The sequence below is a fragment of the Streptomyces sp. NPDC007971 genome (genome assembly GCF_042958635.1).
Classification (GTDB): domain Bacteria; phylum Actinomycetota; class Actinomycetes; order Streptomycetales; family Streptomycetaceae; genus Streptomyces.
Genome location: NZ_JBIBJK010000035.1, coordinates 58,938 through 75,032, shown reverse-complemented (window position 1 = coordinate 75,032; position 16,095 = coordinate 58,938). Strand labels below are relative to the sequence as shown.

General features: G+C 71.0%; 13 protein-coding genes. 5 read left to right on the top strand and 8 right to left on the bottom strand.

Translation table 11 applies throughout. The features are described from left to right. On the bottom strand, window positions 1-611 hold a 611-nt coding region (locus tag ACFZCP_RS43285; protein ID WP_391442255.1), incomplete at its 3' end, for a cbb3-type cytochrome c oxidase subunit I. Next, window positions 608-1,567 (bottom strand): cytochrome c oxidase subunit II, encoded by a 960-nt coding sequence (gene coxB / locus ACFZCP_RS43280; RefSeq protein ID WP_391442254.1) that lies wholly within the window; start codon window positions 1,565-1,567, stop codon window positions 608-610. The genes coxB and ACFZCP_RS43285, both read right to left, overlap by 4 nt. Window positions 1,568-1,868: 301 nt before the next feature. Here coxB and ACFZCP_RS43275 point away from each other — a divergent pair, with 301 nt between their 5' ends. Beyond that, a complete protein-coding gene (locus tag ACFZCP_RS43275) occupies window positions 1,869-3,245 on the top strand; it encodes an aminotransferase class V-fold PLP-dependent enzyme (protein ID WP_362679694.1) in 1,377 nt (458 codons plus the stop codon). Between the two features lie 121 nt (window positions 3,246-3,366). On the opposite strand, the gene ACFZCP_RS43270 is transcribed toward ACFZCP_RS43275, so the two are convergent. Next, window positions 3,367-4,341 (bottom strand): PfkB family carbohydrate kinase, encoded by a 975-nt coding sequence (locus ACFZCP_RS43270; RefSeq protein WP_391442253.1) that lies wholly within the window; start codon window positions 4,339-4,341, stop codon window positions 3,367-3,369. Window positions 4,342-4,471: 130 nt separating this feature from the next. On the opposite strand from ACFZCP_RS43270, the gene ACFZCP_RS43265 reads away from it, so the two are divergent. Beyond that, window positions 4,472-4,678, top strand: a complete 207-nt coding sequence (locus ACFZCP_RS43265) for a hypothetical protein (RefSeq protein ID WP_391442252.1) — start codon at window positions 4,472-4,474, stop codon at window positions 4,676-4,678. A 102-nt stretch (window positions 4,679-4,780) separates the two neighbouring features. Next, a complete protein-coding gene (locus tag ACFZCP_RS43260; RefSeq protein ID WP_391442251.1) occupies window positions 4,781-6,556 on the top strand; it encodes a hypothetical protein in 1,776 nt (591 codons plus the stop codon). A 94-nt stretch (window positions 6,557-6,650) separates the two neighbouring features. Here the strand turns inward: ACFZCP_RS43260 and erpA are convergent, their stop codons facing one another. After that, entirely contained in the window at window positions 6,651-7,007 is a 357-nt protein-coding gene (gene erpA, locus ACFZCP_RS43255) for an iron-sulfur cluster insertion protein ErpA (protein ID WP_066992874.1), read from the bottom strand. 359 nt (window positions 7,008-7,366) lie between these two features. On the opposite strand from erpA, the gene nadA reads away from it, so the two are divergent. After that, window positions 7,367-8,551: a quinolinate synthase NadA gene (nadA, locus tag ACFZCP_RS43250; protein ID WP_391442250.1), complete on the top strand. Its 1,185-nt coding sequence runs from the start codon at window positions 7,367-7,369 to the stop codon at window positions 8,549-8,551. A gap of 191 nt (window positions 8,552-8,742) precedes the next feature. Here the strand turns inward: nadA and ACFZCP_RS43245 are convergent, their stop codons facing one another. The 3 genes from ACFZCP_RS43245 to ACFZCP_RS43235 all read right to left on the bottom strand — a co-directional run bounded on the left by ACFZCP_RS43245 (window position 8,743) and on the right by ACFZCP_RS43235 (window position 13,912). Further along, complete coding sequence (locus ACFZCP_RS43245) at window positions 8,743-11,859, bottom strand: efflux RND transporter permease subunit (RefSeq protein WP_391442249.1); 3,117 nt, start codon at window positions 11,857-11,859, stop codon at window positions 8,743-8,745. A gap of 155 nt (window positions 11,860-12,014) precedes the next feature. After that, window positions 12,015-12,695, bottom strand: a complete 681-nt coding sequence (locus tag ACFZCP_RS43240; RefSeq protein WP_362679676.1) for a response regulator transcription factor — start codon at window positions 12,693-12,695, stop codon at window positions 12,015-12,017. Beyond that, the gene (locus ACFZCP_RS43235) at window positions 12,692-13,912 is read right to left on the bottom strand and encodes a histidine kinase (RefSeq protein WP_391442248.1); all 1,221 of its coding nucleotides are present in this window, start codon (window positions 13,910-13,912) and stop codon (window positions 12,692-12,694) included. Before ACFZCP_RS43235 ends, ACFZCP_RS43240 begins: the two co-directional genes overlap by 4 nt. 529 nt (window positions 13,913-14,441) lie before the next feature. Here ACFZCP_RS43235 and ACFZCP_RS43230 point away from each other — a divergent pair. Next, window positions 14,442-15,794 carry a DUF3616 domain-containing protein gene (locus ACFZCP_RS43230; protein ID WP_391442258.1) on the top strand — a complete coding sequence of 451 codons (1,353 nt, stop codon included), beginning with the start codon at window positions 14,442-14,444 and terminating at the stop codon, window positions 15,792-15,794. Window positions 15,795-15,806: 12 nt separating this feature from the next. Here the strand turns inward: ACFZCP_RS43230 and ACFZCP_RS43225 are convergent, their stop codons facing one another. After that, on the bottom strand, window positions 15,807-16,085 hold the full coding sequence (locus ACFZCP_RS43225) for a hypothetical protein (RefSeq protein WP_391442247.1): 279 nt from the start codon (window positions 16,083-16,085) through the stop codon (window positions 15,807-15,809). Window positions 16,086-16,095: the final 10 nt, after the last annotated feature.

Sequence of the window (16,095 nt, the reverse complement as noted above, 5' to 3'; positions counted from 1 at the left end):
CCCGGGGCACGCATGCAGATGATCGTGGTGATGAAGTTGACCGCGCCGAGGATGGTGCCGAAGCCGGAGAAGGCCAGACCCATGATCCACATGTCGGCGCCGATGCCCGGCGAGCGGACCGCGTCCGACAGCGGGGAGTAGGCGAACCAGCCGAAGTCGGCCGCGCCCTGCGGGGTGAGGAAGCCACCGACCGCGATGGTCGAGCCGAACAGGTAGAGCCAGTAGGCGAACATGTTCAGCCGCGGGAACGCCACGTCGGGCGCGCCGATCTGCAGCGGCATGATCCAGTTCGTGAAACCGGCGAACAGGGGCGTCGCGAACATCAGCAGCATGATCGTGCCGTGCATCGTGAACGCCTGGTTGAACTGCTCGTTCGACATGATCTGCAGGCCCGGACGGGCCAGCTCGGCGCGCATGAGCAGCGCCATCACGCCGCCGATCAGGAAGAACGCGAACGACGTGACGAGGTACAGCGTTCCGATCGTCTTGTGGTCGGTGGTCGTCAGCCACTTCACCACGACGTTGCCGGGCTGCTTGCGCCTGACCGGCAGCTCGTTCTCATAAGAGTCCTCAGCTGCCGCGGCACCCTGGGGTTCGTTGAGGATGCTCACAGGTTGTTCGTCTCCCGGTTCTTCTCGTGCGGCGTCTGCGCGATGCCGGCGGGAATGTAACCGGTCTGCCCCTTCTTGGCGAGGTCCTTGAGGTGCTGCTCGTAGCGCTGGGGGGAGACGACCTTCACGTTGAACAGCATCCGGGAGTGGTCGACGCCGCAGAGCTCTGCGCACTTGCCCATGAAGGTGCCCTGGTGGTTGGGGGTCACCTGGAAGGCGTTGGTGTGGCCCGGGATGACGTCCTGCTTCATCAGGAACGGCACCACCCAGAAGGAGTGGATGACGTCACGCGAGGTGAGGACGAAGCGGACCGTCTTGCCCTCGGGGAGCCAGAGCGTCGGGCCCGGGTTGCCGGTCTGCGGGTTCTTCGTGCCGGGCGTACCGACGTCGTAGACACCGCCGGCGTTCGCGGGGAAGTCCTTCTTGAACCGGTCCGGGATGGCGTCCAGGTTCTTGTCGGTCTTCGCGTTGCCGGTGGAACCCGGGACGTCCGCGACGTAGTTGAAGCCCCAGCTCCACTGGAAACCGACCACGTTGACCGTGACGTCGGGCTTCTTGGAGAGGTCCAGGAGCTTGGACTCGTCCCGGGCCGTGAAGTAGAAGAGCACCGAGATGATGATGATCGGGACCACCGTGTACAGAGCCTCGATGGGCATGTTGTACCGGGTCTGCGGAGGTACCTCGACCTTGGTGCGGCTGCGCCGGTGGAACATGGCGCTCCACAGGATCAGGCCCCACACCAGCACGCCGACGGCGAGCGCGGCAGCCCAGGAGCCCTGCCACAGGGAGAGGATCCGCGGAGCCTCTTCCGTGGTCGGGGTGGGCATACCAAGGCGGGGGAAGTCCTTGTATGTGCAACCGGTAGCGGTCGCCAGGACCAGGCCCGCGGTCAATGCCTGCAGCAGCTTCCGCCGCATCGGGCGCCGCGGCGAGCGGTCGGAGCCGTTGGGACTCACGTAGCGCCTTCCCGAGAGTCTCGCCCGCGCGGTCGGCTGCGGCCTTCTCGCTGGTCGGTCGCCGCCCTGCGTCGGGCAGGGGTTTGGATGTTTATGCGGACCAAACCCTAGCCGACGCTCTTCAGGGGTTCGCGGGGAGGGTGCCATACGCGCCGCCCGTCACTCCTTAAGGGTGGGATTGAGCGCCTAATAGCTCGGGTTGTCGCGGTTTGGAGTGCGGCTGCGGGTGGCATTGTCGCTGGTGGCGCCGTTCCTCGCGCCCCTGGGTGGGCTGTCCTCGCCGGCGTTCTAACGTGGAGGCGTGTCCTACTTCGACGCTGCATCCGCCGCCCCCCTCCACCCTGTGGCCCGTCAGGCCCTGTTGGCCTCTCTGGACGAGGGGTGGGCCGATCCCGCCCGGCTGTACCGGGAGGGGCGCAAGGCACGGTTGCTGCTCGATGCCGCCCGGGAAGCGGTCGCCGAGGCGACGGGGTGCCGGGCCGACGAAGTGGTGTTCACCCCCTCCGGGACCCGGGCCGTACACACCGGCATCGCGGGGGCGTTGGCCGGGCGGCGGCGGGTGGGGCGCCACCTGATCGTGTCAGCCGTCGAACACTCCTCGGTACTCCATTCGGCGGAGGCGTTCGAGGCCGACGGCGGGACGGTGAGCACGGTGGCCGTCGACCGGGGCGGGGCCGTGGATCCGTCGGCCTACGCGGCGGCACTGCGGCAGGACACCGCGCTGGCCTGTCTGCAGTCGGCCAACCACGAGGTCGGGACCGTGCAACCGGTGGGCCGGGTGGCCGAGGCGTGCCGGGCGGCGGGGGTGCCCCTGCTGGTGGACGCCGCGCAGTCGCTCGGGTGGGGGCCGGTGGAGGGCGGCTGGTCGCTGCTGGCGGCGAGCGCCCACAAGTGGGGCGGGCCCGCGGGGGTGGGGCTGCTCGTGGTGCGCAAGGGCGTGCGGTTCGCGGTGCAAGGGCCCGTGGACGAGCGGGAGTCGGGGCGGGCGCCCGGTTTCGAGAACCTCCCGGCGATCGTCGCGGCCGCGGCCTCCCTGCGCGCGGTGCGGGCCGAGGCGGCCCAGGAGGCGAGGCGACTGCGGGAGCTGACGGAGCGGATCCGGGTGCGGGTGCCCGAGCTGGTGCCGGACGTGGAGGTGGTGGGCGACGCGGAGCGGCGGCTGCCCGGGATCGTCACCTTCTCCTGTCTCTACGCCGACGGAGAGGCCCTGCTGCACGAGTTGGACCGGGAGGGCTTTTCCGTCTCCTCCGGGTCGTCCTGCACCAGCAGCACCCTGACACCCAGCCATGTGCTCAAGGCGATGGGGGTGCTGAGCGAGGGGAACGTGCGGGTGTCGCTGCCGGCCGGGACGGACGGGCAGGACGTGGAACGGTTCCTGCGGGTGCTGCCGGGGGCGGTGGCGGGCGTGCGGGAGAAGCTGGGGGCGCCTGCTCCCGCGACCGCGGTGCGGGAGCAGGAACTGGTCGTCGACTCGCTCGGCAAGCGGTGCCCGATCCCGGTGATCGAGCTGGCCAAGGTCATCGGGGAGGTGCCGGTGGGGGGCACGGTGCGGGTGCTCTCGGACGACGAGGCGGCCCGGCTGGACATTCCCGCGTGGTGCGAGATGCGGGGGCAGGAGTACGTGGGCGAGGAGCCGGCCGAGCGAGGTACGGCGTACGTGGTCCGACGGGTGAGCTGAAAAAAAGGGGGGCCGGGCCCCGAAGGGGGCGCGGGGACCTGCACGACCAGCCCCCACGCGCCCCGTGCGCGACAGCGGCGCCGAGGCGGCCGAACGGCCGCCCGGCACCGCCGGTACAGCGTCAGCCCAGGTGAGCCTGGACCTCCTCGGCGGCCGCGTCGCCGTAGGCCTTGGTGAAGCGCTCCATGAAGTGCGCCCGGCGCAGCTGGTACTCCTGCGTGCCCACCGTCTCGATGACGAGCGTGGCCAGCATGCAGCCGACCTGGGCCGCGCGCTCCAGGGAGACGCCCCAGACGAGGCCGGAGAGGAATCCGGCCCGGAAGGCGTCACCGACACCGGTGGGGTCGGCCTTGCGGTCCTCCTGCGGGCAGCCGACCTCGATCGGGTCCTCGCCGACCCGCTCGATCCGCACGCCCTGCGAGCCGAGCGTGGTGACGCGGTGGCCGACCTTGGCGAGGATCTGGGAGTCGCTCCAGCCGGTCTTGGACTCGATGAGGCCCTTCTCGTACTCGTTGGAGAAGAGGTAGGTCGCCCCGTCGAGCAGTATCCGGATCTCCTCGCCCTCCATGCGGGCGATCTGCTGGGAGAAGTCGGCGGCGAAGGGGATCGACCGGGAACGGCACTCCTCCGTGTGGCGGAGCATGGCCTCCGGGTCGTCGGCGCCGATGAGGACCAGGTCGAGGCTGCCGACGCGGTCGGCGACCGTCTTCAGCTCGATGAGGCGGGCCTCGCTCATCGCGCCGGTGTAGAAGGAGCCGATCTGGTTGTGGTCGGCGTCGGTGGTGCACACGAAACGGGCGGTGTGCAGGGTCTCGGAGATACGGACCGAGTCGGTGTCCACACCGTGGCGGCCGAGCCAGGCGCGGTAGTCGTCGAAGTCGAAGCCCGCGGCCCCGACCAGGATCGGCGCGGTCCCGAGCTGACCCATGCCGAAGGCGATGTTCGCGCCGACGCCGCCCCGGCGCACGTCCAGGTTGTCGACCAGGAAGGAGAGCGAGACCGTGTGCAGCTGGTCCGCGACGAACTGGTCGGCGAAGCGGCCGGGAAAGGTCATGAGGTGGTCGGTGGCGATGGAGCCGGTGACTGCAATGCGCACGACAGGCATTCTCCTGCGGGAGGCTGGATTGACAGTTCACGCTACCCGCTCACGGGCGGTCACTGAAGCTGGCAAAACTACCCGATAGTAGGTCTTTCTGTGTGAGGCCGAGCACGCTTACGGTGCCGTCATGACAAACCTGAAGGTCGATTCCACCGCTCCGGCCGATCTCGACGGCGACCTCGCCTCGCTGCGCGGTGACTGCGCCCGGATGGCTCCGCGCTGGGCGGCTCCCCGGCACGACTCCCGTCCGGTGCCGCCGTCGGTGATCCACGGGGTGACCGTGCCGGCGCGCTCCGCCCGGCTGCTGGACGCGATGTCCGAGTACGGCGACTGACCCCAGGGGCGCACATTCCGGGAACCGCGCGCTCCCCTCGCACGTCCCATCGCCGTCCCCCGTGCCGGGGACGTGGGACACGATCCAGCGAGGAGCGATGCGGTGAACACCGAGCGACCGGAGAACCCCGAGGAGCCCGAGGTCTCCGGTAGGAGCGAGGCCGCAGGGGCGGACGACGCCGGAGGCGACCGGGTCGAGGAAGCCGGCGGCGCCGGGAACGACACCACCGGTGAACAGTCCCCGGGCCGGGCCGAGGAATCCGGCAGGGCCGGGGGCGGCCCGGTCGGCGAGCAGGCCCGCAACCGGGCCGGAGAAGCCGGCGACGCCGAGAGTGCGGCCGACACCGAGCATGTCCTGAGCCGGGGTGGAGAAACCGGCGACGCCGAGAGTCCGGCCGCCGCCGAGCATGTCCTGAGCCGGGGCGGAGAAACCGGCGACGCCGGGAGCGAGGGTGAGCGGGCCGGACGGCACCGCTCCCCCGTGGTCGTCGCCTCGGTCGCCGCGGCCGTCCTGCTGGTCGGGGGCGGTGGCGCCTACCTCGCCGCGCACAACGGCTCGGACGGCCGGACGGACGCCGGCCGGTCCGGCGGCGGGACCCCGCCGCCGCTCACCCTCGACGGATGGGCACCGGGCGGTACCGGCGGCATCGCGCCCGGTGAGCCGAATCCGTACGGCGTGACCTATGTGGCCGCGGGCGAGCTGCCGGGCGGTCCCGGCTCCGCACCGGTGTACGAGCCGGGGGCCGAGGTCGGCAAGGACCGGGTGGCCCGGCTGGCCGAGGCACTCGGCGTGGACGGCACGCCGGTGGCCGAGGGACGGATCTGGCGGGTCGGCGGCGGGAAGGACGGTTCCGGGCCGAGTCTGCAGGTGAACAGGGATGCGCCAGGCAGCTGGACCTTCAGCCGGTACGCGCCCGGGACCGACGACTGCAAGAAGGTCACCGTCTGCGTGCACGACCCGATGGCGCCGGCCGGCACCCCGGTGAGCGTGGCGGCCGCCGAGAAGGCGGCGGCGCCCGTGCTGAAGGCGCTCGGGCAGGACGACGCGAAGATCGACGCGAGCCAGATCATGGGCTCCCAGCGGGTGGTCAACGCGGACCCGGTGGTGGGCGGGCTGCCCACGTACGGCCTCACGACCGGCCTGACGGTGGACAAGCAGGGCGAGCTGGTCGGCGGACACGGTCAGCTGGCGGCACCGGTGAAGGGGGACACGTACCCCGTCCTGGATGCGAAGAAGACGCTGGAGCTGATGAACAGGGCGCCGAAGAGCGACCACCGCATGGGCATCGGCGGCTGTGCCAGCCCGGAACCGCTGAAGGACCGGCTGGAGCAGCCGTGCGGCACCTCGGCGCCGAAGCAGGCGGCCGACAGGGCCACCGTCGACAAGGCGGTGTTCGGTCTGGCCGCGCGCTCGGCCGGCGGACGGCAGCTGCTGGTGCCGTCGTGGCTCTTCGAGGTGCGCGGATCGGCGCAGGGAGGCGCCTTCACGGTGGCGTATCCGGCGGTCGATCCCCAGTACCTGGCGGCGCCCTCCGCGTCGGCCCCGTCCGCACCCTCGTCGCCCTCGTCGTCCTCCTCGCCGAAGACGCGCGAGGTGAAGGTGGCCGGTTACACGACCGACGGCCGCGAGCTGACGGTGAGCTTCATGGGCGGGGTGTGCGCGGACTACACGGCGTCCGCGAAGGAGAGTGGCGGCCGGGTCACGGTCACCGTGACCGAGCGGCCCTGGCCGGACAAGGTGTGCATCCTGATCGCCAAGGAGTACGTGAAGACCGTACGGCTGGACGCGCCGCTGGACGGCCGCACGGTGGTCGGCGCCGACGGAAAGCAGATCCCGAAGGCCAAGCCGGGAGCGCTGCGGCCGCAGACGGCTCGGTAGCCGCGCAGGAAGACCTGACAGGAAGACGTGAAGACGTAACAGGCGGCGGCCCCCGCAAGGGGACCGCCGCCTGTTACGTCAGGCCGGGGCCGGCTCAGCTGAAGGAGTCGCCGCAGGCGCAGGAGCCCGTCGCGTTCGGGTTGTCGATCGTGAAGCCCTGCTTCTCGATCGTGTCCACGAAGTCGACGGTGGCGCCGCCCAGGTACGGGGCGCTCATGCGGTCGGTGACGACCTTGACCCCGTCGAAGTCCTTCTCGACGTCGCCGTCGAGCGAACGCTCGTCGAAGAACAGCTGGTAGCGCAGGCCGGAGCAGCCGCCGGGCTGGACGGCGACGCGCAGCGCGAGGTCGTCACGGCCTTCCTGGTCGAGCAGGGCCTTGACCTTGGACGCGGCGGCGTCGGTCAGGATGATGCCGTCGGTGACGGTGGTGGTCTCGTCCGATACGGACATCTACATCTCTCCCGGGTTGTACGGAGACTGCTTGCCGACCAGTGCAACCGGCGTTTCCGCGGATTCATTCCGGGCCGGGCATTCGCGTGGTCGCGTTTTCCTTCCGCCCTCATGCTCGCACATGCCCGCGAACGCGGACAGCGGCCTGTGGAGGGACCTGACGGGGCGTGGCGGCGCCGGGGCGGGGTCGGCGCGGAGTGCGGACGAGGTCCGGGAGGGGGCCGGGCGGAGTACGGGCGGGGTCCGGGCGGAGTCGAGCGGGATTCACGTCACACCGACGCTATCGCCATCGTCAAAGTGACGTGAAGCAGATATGATAGATAGCGTCAGTTAGACGAAAAGTAGAAAGGGTGCGTGTCGTGACCACCGCCCAGACCCCGGAGCTCGACGTGCAGCCGACTCCGCTCGCCCTGCTGCTGCTCGGCCGTGAGGCCGACCCGAAGAGCGAGCGGGGTGTCGAGTGCCCCGGCGACCTGCCCTCGCCGTCCGACCCCGACCTGGTCGAGCGCGCCCGCGCGGCCAAGGAGAAGCTCGGCGACAAGGTCTTCGTGCTCGGCCACCATTACCAGCGCGACGAAGTCATCCAGTTCGCCGACGTCACGGGCGACTCCTTCAAGCTGGCCCGGGACGCGGCCGCGCGCCCGGAGGCCGAGTACATCGTCTTCTGCGGTGTGCACTTCATGGCCGAGTCGGCGGACATCCTCACCTCCGACGACCAGAAGGTCGTCCTTCCGGACCTCGCGGCCGGCTGCTCGATGGCCGACATGGCCACGGCCGAGCAGGTCGCCGAGTGCTGGGACGTGCTGACCGAGGCGGGCATCGCCGAGCAGGTGGTGCCGGTCTCGTACATGAACTCCTCGGCGGACATCAAGGCGTTCACCGGCAAGCACGGCGGCACCATCTGTACCTCGTCGAACGCCGAGCGCGCCCTTGACTGGGCCTTCGAGCAGGGCGAGAAGGTCCTGTTCCTGCCCGACCAGCACCTGGGCCGCAACACCGCGGTGCGGGACATGGGCATGTCCCTGGACGACTGCGTGGTCTACAACCCGCACCGGCCGAACGGCGGGCTGACCGCCGAGGAGCTGCGGGCCGCGAAGATGATCCTGTGGCGCGGCCACTGCTCGGTCCACGGCCGCTTCAGCCTGGACTCGGTGAACGACGTGCGCGAGCGCATCCCCGGTGTGAACGTGCTGGTGCACCCCGAGTGCAGGCACGAGGTCGTGGCCGCGGCGGACTACGTCGGCTCGACCGAGTACATCATCAAGGCGCTGGAGGCGGCCCCGGCGGGCTCCAAGTGGGCCATCGGCACCGAGCTGAACCTGGTCCGCCGACTGGCGAACCGCTTCGCCCCCGAGGGCAAGGAGATCGTCTTCCTCGACAAGACGGTCTGCTTCTGCTCGACCATGAACCGGATCGACCTGCCCCACCTGGTCTGGGCCCTGGAGTCCCTGGCCGAGGGCAACCTGGTCAACCGGATCGAGGTCGACAAGGAGACGGAGGCGTTCGCCAAGCTCGCGCTGGAGCGGATGCTGGCGCTGCCGTAGCCGTTCGTGGTCATCCAACGCCGGGGTGCCCGGCCGGGCCGATGCCGGGTGCCCGGTCCGTCCGGCCCCGGGGCGCCCGCCGTGCCGATGCCGGAGGGCGGCCCGGGGCCGCCCTCGTGCAAGACCGCCGCCCCGTTCCCCCTCCCCCACAGAGCAGGCTCGTGAGGGAGGGGGAACGGGGCGGGTGTGTGTCAGACTCCCGCCGGCTCCGGCTCGTCGGAGACGGACTGCTCCGGGAGGGGTGCGCCCTTCTTCGCGGCCCGCTTCTTCGCGCGGCGCTCCTTGCGGAGCTCCAGCATCGCGTAGAGCGTCGGGACGAGCAGCAGGGTCAGCAGCGTGGACGAGATCAGACCGCCGATCACGACCACGGCCAGCGGCTGGGCGATGAAGCCGCCCTCGCCGGTGACGCCCAGCGCCATCGGCAGCAGGGCGAAGATCGTCGCCAGGGCCGTCATGAGGATCGGGCGCAGACGGTGGCGGCCACCCTCCACCACGGCCTCGACGACGCCGTAGCCCTGCCCGCGGTACTGGTTGATCAGGTCGATCAGCACGATCGCGTTGGTCACCACGATGCCGATCAGCATCAGCATGCCGATCATCGCCGGGACGCCCATCGGGGTACCGGTGGCGACCAGCAGGCCGATCGCGCCCGTCGCCGCGAAGGGGATCGAGACCAGCAGGATCAGCGGCTGGACGAGCGAGCGGAACGTCGCCACCAGCAGCATGAAGACGATCGCGATCGCCGCCAGCATGGCCAGTCCCAGGTTCTTGAACGCGTCGTCCTGGTCCGAGCTGACGCCCCCGATCTCCGCCTCGGCACCCGCCGGGAGCTTCAGGGCCTTGATCTTCGACTGGAGCTGGGTGCTGACCGCGCCCGTGTTGTCCCCGGTCGGCTTGGCCTTGATGGTCGCGGCGCGCTGGCCGTCGATCCGGGTCATCGACACCGGCCCGTCCACCAGCTTCACGGTCGCGATGTCACCGAGCTTCACCGGGCCGAGGCGCAGCGCCTTGAGCTGGGCGAGGGTGGTGGCGGGCTTGGCCGACTTCACGACGACATCGCGCTCGGTGTCGTCGAGGACCGCCTTCGCCGTCGTCGTACCGCGCACGGCCTGGGCGACCGCGGCGCCCAGCTTCTGGTCGTCGAACCCGGCCGCGGCCGCCTTGGGGCCCGCCTTGACCGAGATCCGCGGCACGCTCTGGGCGAGGTCGCTGGTGACGTCGGTGACGTCGTCGAGTCCGGCCACGGTGGAGCGCACCCGGTCGGCGGCCTCGCTCAGGACCTTCGGGTCGGAGGCCTTCACCACGACGCTGAGGTCCTGGTTGCCGAAGCCGTCACCGGCCGAGACGGTGGTCGTGCCGATGCCCTTGAGCTTCTTCAGCCCGTCCTCGAGGTGCTTGTGCACGTCGTCGTAGGACTTCGAGTCCTTGAGCATCACCTGGTACGACGCCTGGTTGGTGTCCGTGCCGCCGCCGAAGGCCGCCATGAAGCCGGAGGAGCCGACGGTGACCTGGTAGTCCTTGACGCCCTTGGTGGAGGCGAGCAGCTTCTCGACCCGCTTGGCCTGGGCGTCGGTCGCCGCGAGGCTGGTGCCGGGCTTCAGCTCCTGCTTGACGGTGAGGACCTCCTGCTCGCCCTGGTCGAAGAAGTTCGTCTTCAGCATGCCGGACATGCCGAACGTGACGACCAGGACGACCACCGCGATGAGCAGGCTGGTGAGCCGGCGGCGGGTGGCGAAACGCAGGACGGGGACGTAGAGACGCTGGAGGCGGCTCTTCGCCTCCTTCTCCTCGGCCCGGCGGCGCGCCTCGTCGGCGTCCTTCGGGGTGCCCTTCGGGGCGCGCAGGAACCAGTACGACAGGACGGGCACGACCGTCAGCGAGACGACGAGGGAGGCCAGCAGGGCCGCCGTCACCGTGATGCTGAACGAGCCGAACAGGGCGCCCACCATGCCGCCGACCAGACCGATCGGCAGGAACACGGCGACCGTGGTGAGGGTGGAGGAGGTGACCGCGCCGGCCACCTCGCGCACGGCGTTCAGGATGGCGTCCTTGCGCTCCTCGCCGTAGCCGAGGTGCCGCTTGATGTTCTCCAGGACCACGATCGAGTCGTCGACGACCCGGCCGATGGCGATGGTGAGCGCGCCCAGGGTGAGCATGTTCAGGGACAGGCCGCGGGTCCACAGCACGATCAGCGCGAGGACGACGGACAGCGGGATGGACACCGCCGTGACCAGCGTCGAGCGGATCGAGGCCAGGAAGACCAGGATGATCAGGACCGCGAAGAGCAGGCCGAGCGCGCCCTCCGTGGTCAGGCCCTTGATGGACTTGGAGACGGCCGGGCCCTGGTCGCTGACGACCGTCAGCCTGGCACCGGAACCGAGGTCCTTGCGCAGGTCGGGCAGCTTGTCCTTGACCGCGTTCGAGATGGAGACCGCGCTGCCGTCGTGGTCCATGGTGACGTTGACGGCGAGGCTGGGCCGGCCGTCGGTGCGGGTGATGGAGTCGGCCGGGGCCGGCTGCTCCTTGACGGTGGCCACGTCACCGAGGCGCACGGGCTTCTTGCCGGCCTCGCCGGTGACCATCAGGTCCTGGATCTGCCGCAGCGAGGTGAAGCCACCGCCGACCTGGACGGTGCGGTTGGCGCCGTCCTCGTCGAAGGAGCCGGCCGGCACGGTCGCGCCGCCCGCCTGCAGGGCCTGGCCGAGGGCGGCGGAGGTGAGGCCCGCCCGGGCCAGCTTCGCGTCGTCGGGGGTGACGGCGACCTGGAGGTCGCGCGTGCCGGTGACCTGGACGCGGCCTACGCCGTCGATGTCCTTCAGGGTCGGGACGACCGTCTTGTCAAGCTGGTCGGCGAGCGCCTGCTGGTCCTTGCCGGAGGTGACGGCCAGGACCACGGTCGGCATGTCGTCCGTGGAGCCGGAGACGACCTGCGGGTCGACGTCGTCCGGGAGCTGGTTGCGGGCCCGGTTGACGGCCTGCTGGACGTCGGAGACCAGCTGCTTGGTGTTGTTGCCGTAGTCGAAGGACGCCATGATCACGGCGTTGCCCTCGCTGGCCGTGGAGGTGACGCCGCTGACGCCGTCGACGCCCTGGAGGTTGTTCTCGATGGGCTCGACGACCTGCTTCTCGACGACGTCGGGCGAGGCGCCCTGGTACGGCGCGATCACCGACACCATGGGCAGGTCGATGGTGGGCAGGAGCTGCTGCTTGATCTGGGGTATCGCGATCAGCCCGAAGACGAGCGCGACGATCGACATCAGGCCTATCAGGGCCCGTTGTGCGAGGCTGAATCTCGACAGCCAGGACATGGTCAGGGGTCTCGTTTCCGTGAGCGGCAGAAAGCGGAAGGCGCTGGTGGGCGCCCACCCCACCACCCTGAGCCATGACAGAGCGCGTTCTCGTAGGCCCCAGGTCCATTTCCTTATCGGGCCCCTACTCCGCGCGCAGTACACGCGGGTGGAGGTCAGTCCATCCTCGGACGTACCAGCCCCGACTCGTACGCGATGACGACGAGCTGCGCCCGGTCCCGGGCGCCGAGCTTGGCCATGGCACGGTTGACGTGCGTCTTCACCGTCAGCGGGCTGACCTCCAGCCGCTCGGCGATCTCGTCGTTGGAGTGGCCGCCGGCGACCTGGACCAGCACCTCCCGCTCCCGGCCGGTGAGCGCGCCGAGCCGCTCGGAGCGGGCCGGGTCGCGGCCGTCGTCACCCTCGCCCTGGGCGAGGAAGCGGGCGATCAGGCCCTTGGTGGCGGCCGGCGACAGCAGTGCCTCGCCGCCCGCGGCGACCCGGATGGCGTTCAGCAGTTCCTCGGGCTCGCTGCCCTTGCCGAGGAAGCCGGAGGCGCCCGCCCGCAGGGACTGGACCACGTAGTCGTCGACCTCGAAGGTGGTCAGGATGACCACGCGGACGTCGGCGAGGGACGGGTCGGCGCTGATCAGGCGGGTGGCGGCGAGGCCGTCGGTGCCGGGCATGCGGATGTCCATGAGGACGACGTCCGCGCCGTGCTCCTTGGCCAGCCGGACGGCCTCGGCTCCGTCGGAGGCCTCCCCGACCACCTCCATGTCGGGCTCGGAGTCGACCAGCACCCGGAACGCACTGCGCAGCAGTGCCTGGTCGTCGGCGAGCAGGACACGGATCGTCATGCGGGCTCCCCCTGGGCCGTGGTGCGGGTCTTGACCGGCAGGATCGCATGGACACGGAAGCCGCCGCCGTAGCGGGGGCCGGTGGTCAGGGTGCCGCTGAGGGCGGTGACCCGCTCGCGCATGCCGAGCAGTCCGTGCCCTCCGCCGGCCCCGGGCTCACCGCCCGCGCCCCCTCCGTCGTCCAGGACGGTGACCTCGATGTGCGGGCCGACGCGTACGACACTGACCTCGGCCTTGGCGTCGGGGCCCGCGTGTTTCTGCGCGTTGGTCAGGGCCTCCTGGATGATCCGGTAGGCGGCCAGGTCGACGGCGGCCGGGAGTTCGGTGCCGTGGTCGGTGCGGGCCACCTGGACCGGGAGCCCGGCATTGCGGAAGGTGCCGACGAGTTCGTCGAGGCGGCTGAGGCCGGGTGCGGGTTCGGTGGGAGCCTCGGGGTCGTCGGACTGGCGGAGCAGGCCGACGGTGGCGCGCAGCTCGCCCAGCGCGGAGCGGCTGGCCTCGCGGACGTGGGCGAGGGCCTCCTTGGCCTGGTCGGGCCGCTTGTCCATGATGTGTGCGGCGACTCCGGCCTGCACGTTGACCAGCGCGATGTGGTGGGCGACCACGTCGTGCAGATCGCGGGCGATGCGCAGCCGCTCTTCCGCGACGCGGCGCCGGGCCTCCTCCTCGCGGGTGCGCTCGGCACGTTCGGCGCGCTCCCGGATGGCCTGGACGACCGCACGGCGGCTGCGTACGGCGTCGCCCGCGGTCGCGCCGATACCGGTCCAGGCGAGCACGCCCAGGTTCTCCTGGGCGTACCAGGGCAGGGTGCCGCCGAGTATCGCGGCGGCGGTCAGCACGGTCATGGTGAGCAGGCCGACGCGCCAGGTGGTGGTGCGGTCGGTGGTCGAGGCGACGGTGTAGAGCGCGACGACGGCGGTCATGGCGACCGGGGCGCGCGGGTCGCCGGTGACGAACTCGATCAGGGAGACGGTGCCGGTGACGGCGAGGACCGTCTTGGGGGCGCGGCGGCGGAAGACGAGGGCCGCGGCGCCGAGGGTCATCAGGAGCAGGCTGAGCGGGTCCGGGGTGCGGACGCCCCAGGTGACGCCGTTGTCCCCGCGGGGCACCACGAAGGAGCCGACGACCATGCACACCAGCACGGCCGCCGCGATGGCCGCGTCCAGCGCGAGGGGGTGGGCCTTGAGGCCGCACCGGGCGCGTTCGAGAGTGCTCACCCTGTGAACAGTACGACTCACCGCAGCACGGGTCAGCAACGAGGAGCCCGGTGCTGGTAAGAGCCGACGCTGGGCCGCTCCCCGGCGCTCGGGGGGTGCCGCCGCGCCCACCCGTGCCGCCCAGCGGCACGACTGCCCGCGGCCAGGTGCACGGACTCCGAGGGTGCAGCGACCGCAACCCCCTTGGGGCGCGGGAACTGCGCGGCCGGCCCCGCAAGGCCGCACGCACGCACGCCGTCACGACCGACATCCCACGACCGCCGCCCGCAACCAGGAGAGGTGCCCCTGAGGGGCGCGGGGAACTGCGCGGCCGCCCCCACCGGCCCGCGCCTACGCACGGCCTCACCCACTTGCGGCCTCACTGATCGTCAGCTGTCCCGTGCTGTTCGTGGAAGGTACGGCAACCGGACGCCCGGCGTTGGCCGTACATGCTCAGCCTTCTCGTCGGCATTCGCGCCGCCCGGCCGGATGCGTCCTGTCGACGAAAGGCAGCCTCGTGCTCCCTTCCTCCTCGCCGTCCCGTCATGCGCTGTGGTCGGCCGCGGCCCTCGCGCTCGTCTCGGTCACCGGTCTGGTCACCCCCGCGCAGGCCGTCACCTACGGCACTCCGACGATCAAGCTGTCGGCGGCCTACCTGTCGGGCGCGGTCGGCAGCACCGGCGACCCGACGGTCACCGTCACGCTCGCACAGAGCGGCGCGGACGCCTCCGCCCTGACCGTGGCAGCCTCCAAAAGCACCCGCACCTCCGTGGCGGCCACCTCCGACGTCACGGTCACGGGCACCGGCAGCAGCCGTACCGTCTCGGTCACCGCGCACGCCCAGGGCTATGCGGACCTCACGCTGAAGGTGACGGGCCTCGGCGGCAGGACGGCCACCACGACGCTGCACTACGCGGCGTCCCCGGACGTCCAGCACTCCGCGGACGCCCGCTATCTCACCGGCGCCTCGGACGCCTCCGCGGCGGTGGACGTCGGCGGCGGGTACGTCGTCGTCGGCAACGACGAGGACAACACCCTGCGCCTGTACAACGGCTCGGCCTCCGGCGCCCCGGTGAAGACCTGGGACATGGACAACGCGCTGGGTGCCGACAAGGAGGTCGACATCGAGGGCGCGACCCGCGTCGGGAACACGATCTACTGGACGGGTTCGCTCGGCAACAACAAGGACGGCGTGTACAAGCCCGACCGCAACACGGTGTTCACCACCACGGTCGCCGGCTCGGGCGCGGCCACCTCGCTCTCCTTCGGCACGGCCGGGCACCGTCTGCGCGACGACCTGGTGGCCTGGGACGAGGCGAACGGCGACCGGTACGGCTTCGCCGCGGCGACGGCCGACGGGCAGATCCCCAAGCAGGTGGACGGCTTCAACGTGGAGGGCCTGGAGTTCGCGCCGGGCTCGTCCACCACCGCCTACGTCGGCTTCCGGGCACCGCTGGTGCCGCCGCAGTCGGGCGGCAGGGCGCTGATCGTGCCGGTGACCGACATGGACCAGGTGGTCCGCGGCACGAAGGCCACGTTCGGTACGCCGATCGAGCTGGACCTCGGCGGCCTGTCCATCCGTGACCTGCGGCGCAACGACAGGGGCCAGTTCCTGATCCTGGCCGGGTCCTGGGCGGCCGACGACAACGGCGACCCGTACGCCCTGTACACGTGGGACGGCGTGGCCGGGCACCAGCCCGTGAAGAAGCTGGACCTGCCGACCGCGGACGCGGGCGGCTGGGAGTCCGTCGTGTCCGTGCCCGACCTGGACGTCTCCGGGGGCCGGGTGCAGCTGATCACGGACGACGGCTCCGCCGACCTCTACGGCGACGGCAGCGAGGCGAAGGACCTCACCCACCCGGAGTGGCAGAAGTCCCGCAGCACCTGGTTCACCCTGGGCTGATCCGGGCCGGGCTCAGCCCGGGATCAGTCCGTCGTCGTTGAGCATCTGCCGGACCTCGTCCAGGGAGGCGTCGGCCGTCGGCAGGATCAGCTCCGAGGGCTCCAGGGCGTCGTCCGGCAGAGGGGTGCCGAGCCGCCGGACGGCGTCCAGGAGAGCGGCGAGCGTGCGGCCGAAGCTCTCCTCGTCGCCGCTCTCCATCTCCTGGAGCAGCTCGTCGTCCAGCTTGTTCAGCTCGACGAAGTGGGAGTCGTCCAGCTCCACCTGGCCCTCCCCCATGATCCGTACGATCACGTCGGCCTCC